This window comes from Dysgonomonas sp. Marseille-P4677, assembly GCF_016652235.1.
GTDB lineage: Bacteria > Bacteroidota > Bacteroidia > Bacteroidales > Dysgonomonadaceae > Dysgonomonas.
This window is the reverse complement of the sequence record NZ_JAEPKU010000053.1, coordinates 1-5,809: the sequence shown is the minus strand read 5'-3', so window position 1 is coordinate 5,809 and position 5,809 is coordinate 1. Positions and strand designations below refer to the sequence as shown.

At 34.0% G+C, this 5,809-nt stretch carries 7 protein-coding genes; 3 read left to right on the top strand and 4 right to left on the bottom strand.

Annotated features, from left to right (window positions below; all coding sequences use genetic code 11):
• Nucleotides 1–181: 181 nt before the first annotated feature.
• Complete coding sequence (locus JGH11_RS10500) at nucleotides 182–643, top strand: hypothetical protein (protein ID WP_201111546.1); 462 nt, start codon at nucleotides 182–184, stop codon at nucleotides 641–643.
• A 79-nt stretch (nucleotides 644–722) separates the two neighbouring features.
• On the opposite strand, the gene pfkA is transcribed toward JGH11_RS10500, so the two are convergent.
• From pfkA to JGH11_RS10480, 4 genes are all read right to left on the bottom strand, one after another.
• Complete coding sequence (pfkA, locus tag JGH11_RS10495) at nucleotides 723–1,703, bottom strand: 6-phosphofructokinase (RefSeq protein ID WP_201111545.1); 981 nt, start codon at nucleotides 1,701–1,703, stop codon at nucleotides 723–725.
• Nucleotides 1,704–1,805: 102 nt separating this feature from the next.
• On the bottom strand, nucleotides 1,806–2,681 hold the full coding sequence (locus JGH11_RS10490; protein WP_201111544.1) for a 4-hydroxy-3-methylbut-2-enyl diphosphate reductase: 876 nt from the start codon (nucleotides 2,679–2,681) through the stop codon (nucleotides 1,806–1,808).
• Complete coding sequence (cmk, locus tag JGH11_RS10485) at nucleotides 2,682–3,374, bottom strand: (d)CMP kinase (protein WP_201111543.1); 693 nt, start codon at nucleotides 3,372–3,374, stop codon at nucleotides 2,682–2,684. It lies immediately after the preceding gene.
• 206 nt (nucleotides 3,375–3,580) lie between these two features.
• A complete protein-coding gene (locus JGH11_RS10480) occupies nucleotides 3,581–4,087 on the bottom strand; it encodes a peroxiredoxin (RefSeq protein WP_201111542.1) in 507 nt (168 codons plus the stop codon).
• A 468-nt stretch (nucleotides 4,088–4,555) separates the two neighbouring features.
• On the opposite strand from JGH11_RS10480, the gene JGH11_RS10475 reads away from it, so the two are divergent.
• Both JGH11_RS10475 and JGH11_RS10470 read left to right on the top strand, forming a co-directional pair.
• Nucleotides 4,556–4,987, top strand: coding sequence for a YbaN family protein (locus JGH11_RS10475; protein WP_201111541.1), 432 nt, complete (start codon nucleotides 4,556–4,558; stop codon nucleotides 4,985–4,987).
• A 124-nt stretch (nucleotides 4,988–5,111) separates the two neighbouring features.
• Entirely contained in the window at nucleotides 5,112–5,426 is a 315-nt protein-coding gene (locus JGH11_RS10470; RefSeq protein WP_201111540.1) for a DUF3467 domain-containing protein, read from the top strand.
• The last annotated feature ends 383 nt before the right edge of the window (nucleotides 5,427–5,809 follow it).

Below are 5,809 nucleotides of genomic sequence, written 5' to 3'. Positions count from 1 at the left end.
AAAAGAAGCTGAAAACAGACGACAAAGAGAACAACAGGAAAGACAAGATAAAGAACGAAAAGAAGCTGAAAACAGACGACAAAGAGAACAACAGGAAAGACAAGATAAAGAACACAGTCGAAGACGCTAGCTACAATAGTTCAGATCTTAAAATATTATTAAACTAAAATACATTTTAATTATGAAAAAAGTACTATTATTCATATTAACTATATTTGTATTTATTGCATGCGAAGGTCCTATGGGAATGCAAGGCCCTACAGGGCCTCAAGGAGAACCCGGATACGGGACAAATTGGTATACAACAGCCATTACTATAGACAAAAGCGAATGGAAACTAATGGGAAATCCGAATGAATTAAATTCTTACTACTATGTAGACAAACCTTTTAAAGAATTAACACGTGCTATTTTTGATAATGGTTCTGTTATAGCCTACATTGAAACAGCAGAAGGAGTAAAGAATGGAATGCCTATGGTTCTCCATAAAGCCGAAGAGGATGAACTCGGAGAGTTTTTCTGGACTCAAACTTACGATTTCGATTTTTATCCGAATGGAATAAGCTTTTATCTCACTTACTCTGATTTTAGCACTAAAATAAAACCAGACTCAGAAACATTCCATATTGTATTGATTTGGTGATTAACCTTTTATTATACAAAAGCAGAGTCTGGTTTAATAGACTCTGCTCTTTAAATTATAAAATATTCTATTTTAAATATTAAATAGATAATACCTTTAATGTATTTAATAAATCCTGCTGAACAGGTTTATTCTTCTTTATAGCCTTAGAAAACGGCACATAAACTATTTCATCGTTTTGTATACCGATCATCACATTACGCTGACCATCTAGTAAAGCATCAATAGCCGCCGCTCCCATCCGACTAGCCAATATTCGGTCATTCGCTGTAGGAGAACCACCACGCTGTACATGTCCTAGTATCGTAACACGGACATCATATTGAGGGTATTCAATTTTCACACGCTCAGCCATAGCCATAGCACCTCCGGTGATATCTCCTTCAGTAACAAGAACAAGGCTACTATTTTTACTCTTTCTAAATCCGTTTGAAATAAGATCAGCTAATTGGTCTTGCTGCAGCATCATTTCGGGTATAATAGCCGCCTCAGCCCCTGAAGCTATTGCGCCATTCAGAGCTAGAAATCCACATTCACGCCCCATAACCTCAATAAAGAATAATCGTTCGTGTGAACTAGCTGTATCACGTATTTTATCTACAGCCTGCATTATTGTATTTAGTGCGGTATCATATCCAATAGTAAGATCCGTACCCTGCAGGTCATTATCAATAGTTCCCGGTAGTCCAACTATCGGATAGTTAAATTCCTGAGCAAATATACGAGCTCCAGTCAATGACCCGTCACCACCTATGACAACTAATGCATCTATGCCTTCACGTTGCAATGCTTCGTATGCTATCTGTCGTCCTTCCGCAGTCTGAAATTCTTTACTACGAGCGGTTTTCAAGATAGTTCCACCCTGTTGTATAATATTACTTACACTATTGGTTTTAAAAGGCTCTATTTCATCATAGATCAATCCTCTATAACCACGCATTATACCTTTTACTTCTAATCCGTTATAAATCGCAGATCGGGTCACAGCACGAATAGCGGCATTCATCCCGGGAGCATCTCCTCCCGATGTCAGAATACCGATACAATTAATTTTAGCCATAGTCTTACTCACTTATATTTTATTCTTTTTTGTCAATTTTAAAATGCCATACAAAAATAAGAATAAAATAACGGATATCGCTAACTTTTTTGAGCAATTTGACTAATGTTTAAGCAATCGAATTTCATCTATTTTAGCCTCTACATCCTGCATTTGCCATTTAGGTGTAGATGTGGCTCCACAAATACCAATAGAAGCAGTTTTACTTACAACATTCGGATCAATATCGGAAGGTGTTGTGATAAAATAAGAATTTGGATTATATTTTTTGCACTCTGCAAAAAGAACCTTACCATTCGAACTTTTTTCGCCAGCCACAAAGAAAATTATATCGTGCTTTAATGCAAATTCTTTAATATTCGGAATACGGTTGGATACCTGACGACAAATAGTATCGAAGAACTCGAATTTAGCATCGCCGATCATGCGGGATTCCATTATATCTATAATTTCCTGAAAGCCATCGAGAGGTTTTGTTGTCTGAGAGAACAAACATATGTTTTTAGAAAAGTCTAATTTTTCCAGATCTTCTTTCTTTTCTATAACAATAGCTGTAGATTCTGTTTGCCCTAACAAACCATTTACTTCTGCGTGTCCATTCTTACCATATATAACAATTTGAGTATTGTTATCTTTTTCATTATCATATTTATCGTGAATCTTTTTTTGCAAGCGTAAAACAACCGGACAAGAAGCATCTATAATCTCAATATTATTTTCTTTTGCTGTCTGGTATGTGGACGGTGGTTCACCGTGAGCTCTTAGTAACACTCTTGCATTTCTTAATTGTGCGAATTCTTCATGATTAATTGTTTTTAACCCAAGTTTTTCCAGCCTGTCGACTTCCAGATTATTATGGACAATATCACCAAGACAGTACAATATTCCTCCTTTAGCCAATTCTTCCTCTGCTTTTTTTATAGCATTGACCACCCCAAAGCAAAAACCGGATTTTGCGTCTATCTCTATATTACTCATTTAGTTTGTTGTTATTTGTTTGAATTTATTAAGCAACCATTGCATCTGTTCGTCAATGGTCATATATGAATTATCCAGCAAAATAGCATCATCGGCCTTTACCAACGGACTCTCTTCACGCGTTTGGTCCATATAATCTCTGGACTTTAAATTTTCTAATACTTCATCGAATGTAGTTTTTGCATCTCCTTTTGACCGTAATTCATCGAACCGTCTCTGCGCTCTTATTTCAGCATCTGCTGTCACAAATACTTTCAGTTCGGCTTCAGGAAAAACAACTGTTCCTATATCTCTCCCATCCATAACAATTCCCTTAGCCTTCCCCATCTCTTGCTGTAAAGCCACCATAGCCCGGCGAACAAAAGCAACAGCACTCACTTGGCTCACTTTTGAGGAAACCTCCATACTACGTATCACAGATTCTACATTCACTCCATTTAGATATGTCTCAGGCATGCCTGTATCCTTATTCAAATGAAACTCAATTTTTATATTTTGTATTTCGTTATGCAGAGCTGATTCATTTAATTTATCTCCATCGAACAGATCATGTTGTATGCAGTACAAAGTAACCGCTCTATACATAGCACCACTGTCTATATAAATATATCCTATTTCTTTCGCCAAACTTTTAGCCATAGTGCTTTTTCCATTCGAAGAAAAGCCATCGATTGCAATAACTATTTTTCTCATACTTTACTATAAAACATTCTACTGAGATGAATGTTTATCTATCGTTTATAAAATTATTTAATTTCTAAAGCACAAAGATAAACTAAATGTAATAAGAGAAAGTAAAAGTTACAATCATAAATACACATAGATTATCAAAGGAATCTATAAAATGAATAAAGCGTATCATCCTATCGAATAATACGCTTTAATAATAAATGAAAAATTTAATTCTCGTTCAACAACTGATCTAAATCGTTAGGCGAAAGATTCATAGCTACAATTACTCCTTTTTCGTCCAGTAAGTAATTTTTAAAGCCTCTTTCTAACTGATAACGCTTAAATAAATCGGATTGAACATCTCCTTTTACCATAAATTGATAATTCCTATCAATTTGATCCATCATTAAAGTTCGTTCATAAACCGATTCATTCTTGTCAAAAGAAACCGATAACATTTTCACTGGATAATTCTTTTTCTCAATCACATGCGAAAGAAGAACATTGTCCTTGTGGGAACTGGCATCGTAAGCAGCCCAGAAATTTACCAATACTTTTTGACCTCTTAGATCAGATAAATTAATTTTTGTTCCTGATTCGTTCTCTAAATTTTTAATATCAGGTAACAGGTTTCCCGGATAAATACCTTCCGAAAGACTAGAAGTTCTTGATGTATTAGATGATAAACTTATAAAGATTATGCCTACAACCAAGAAGTACTTCAGATACTTCATAAAATAATCATTAGGTTACCACTAAAGCCTTTCCCTCACTTCCCTCACAGAAAAGGAAAAGACTCTCCCAACTTTTGGGAACAAAATATAACACCTACTCTTAGGCAATTAATATTCTGTATTTCGGGAACAAAGTTAATCTTTTTTTTATCAAGGGCAATAATAATATCATTTATTTTCGAAGGCAACAAAACACAAACACCTGAATATAGGATTATTACAACATAATCTAGCAAAGAATCTCAACATTTCAATTATTCAAGACATAGATACTAATACGGATTTATCAGTAAGTGTTTAACTTACACCCAACCTCAATCATTTAGAAATATTACATTAAACTTTAGAACAAATCCAACAATTTTCACAAATTACATTTATTAAAATAGAATTATCCGTGGGAAATTTCATTCTTTTTTCATTTCTTTGTTTATTCGTGTACAAATAGGTTAGTAAACACAACGCACAATGATAAGATATCTATATATAATATTAGGCTTAATCACACTAAGCCTCGGCTTACTAGGTATAATCACTCCTGGCTTGCCAACAACCCCTTTTATTCTTCTTACTGCAGTATTGTTCGCCAAAGGTTCCCCTAGATTACATAAAAAGCTTATGGATAATAAAGTTACAGGTAAATACATCAAACGCGTCAATGAAGGCTTTAGTCTTAAAGGATTAGCTATATCAATCGGTTTGATGTGGTGCATGATCTTTTTTACCGCATTCGTCGTATTTAATTATGGTACAATGCGGTTTGTTATGATAGGACTCGGAGTAATAGGCACAATAGCGCAAATTATAGTATTGAGAAAGAAGAGAAAAAGAGCCGCTCTTATAAGGATAGAAACTGAAAAAGATAACATTGAAAACAGAAACAATCTAAAAGCCTCGTAAATGCTATAAAATATGTATAATTGTGTTATAAAATATATATGCATTGCTTTGAAATTCTCTGATATTTGTCTTCCTTTGCATAAATAGAAGAGATTAATAGATAAAAACGACAAAAAGCCGACTTATGGAAAACAAAAATGAGCAAGACAATCAAATACAAATAGAGTTACCAGAAGATATAGCGCAAGGAACCTATTCCAATTTGGCAATTATAGCGCATTCTTCTTCCGAATTTGTTATTGACTTTGTTCGTATTTTACCAGGACTTCCAAAAGCAAAAGTTCAATCCCGAATTATTTTGACACCGGAACATGCCAAACGCCTGTTATATGCGCTTAATGAAAATATCAATAGATTTGAAGCGCAAAATGGTACGATATCAGCAGACAATTCTCCCGGATTTTTGCCTCCCATAGTGGGCCCTATAGGGGAAGCATAGACAAAAAACATTTAATTATCATAACAATCAAACGAAAATCAAAATTCACAAAGAGATATAAAGTATTAAGATTTACAAGTAAGGCTGAACATTATAAGAAGGGTATTGTTTAAAAATTATAAGCCCAAATGTTTAACCTTAAATATAAAGTAAATTGGTTTTATCATTTTTCACATACAATAGATATGGAAGGACAGATACCTAAATTCAAATTCTTCGCCATGTTTAGAGATAGGTCTATAAATATGATAATAGAAAAAAAACTTTTAGCCTGCAATCTGTCTGAAACTCATCATTATGTTTTTAATGATAAGCTATTCTTTTTTCTGAAACTTTTAAATTCAAAAATAAACGAATTCAAACAAGGTTGAATCCTCATATAA

What these genes read in the sequence shown, in the direction of transcription:
- JGH11_RS10500 (WP_201111546.1), top strand. Translation starts at nt 182, where the DNA reads ATGAAAAAAGTACTATTATTCATATTAACTATATTTGTATTTATTGCA.
- pfkA (WP_201111545.1), bottom strand. Translation starts at nt 1,703, where the DNA reads ATGGCTAAAATTAATTGTATCGGTATTCTGACATCGGGAGGAGATGCT.
- JGH11_RS10490 (WP_201111544.1), bottom strand. Translation starts at nt 2,681, where the DNA reads ATGAGTAATATAGAGATAGACGCAAAATCCGGTTTTTGCTTTGGGGTG.
- cmk (WP_201111543.1), bottom strand. Translation starts at nt 3,374, where the DNA reads ATGAGAAAAATAGTTATTGCAATCGATGGCTTTTCTTCGAATGGAAAA.
- JGH11_RS10480 (WP_201111542.1), bottom strand. Translation starts at nt 4,087, where the DNA reads ATGAAGTATCTGAAGTACTTCTTGGTTGTAGGCATAATCTTTATAAGT.
- JGH11_RS10475 (WP_201111541.1), top strand. Translation starts at nt 4,556, where the DNA reads ATGATAAGATATCTATATATAATATTAGGCTTAATCACACTAAGCCTC.
- JGH11_RS10470 (WP_201111540.1), top strand. Translation starts at nt 5,112, where the DNA reads ATGGAAAACAAAAATGAGCAAGACAATCAAATACAAATAGAGTTACCA.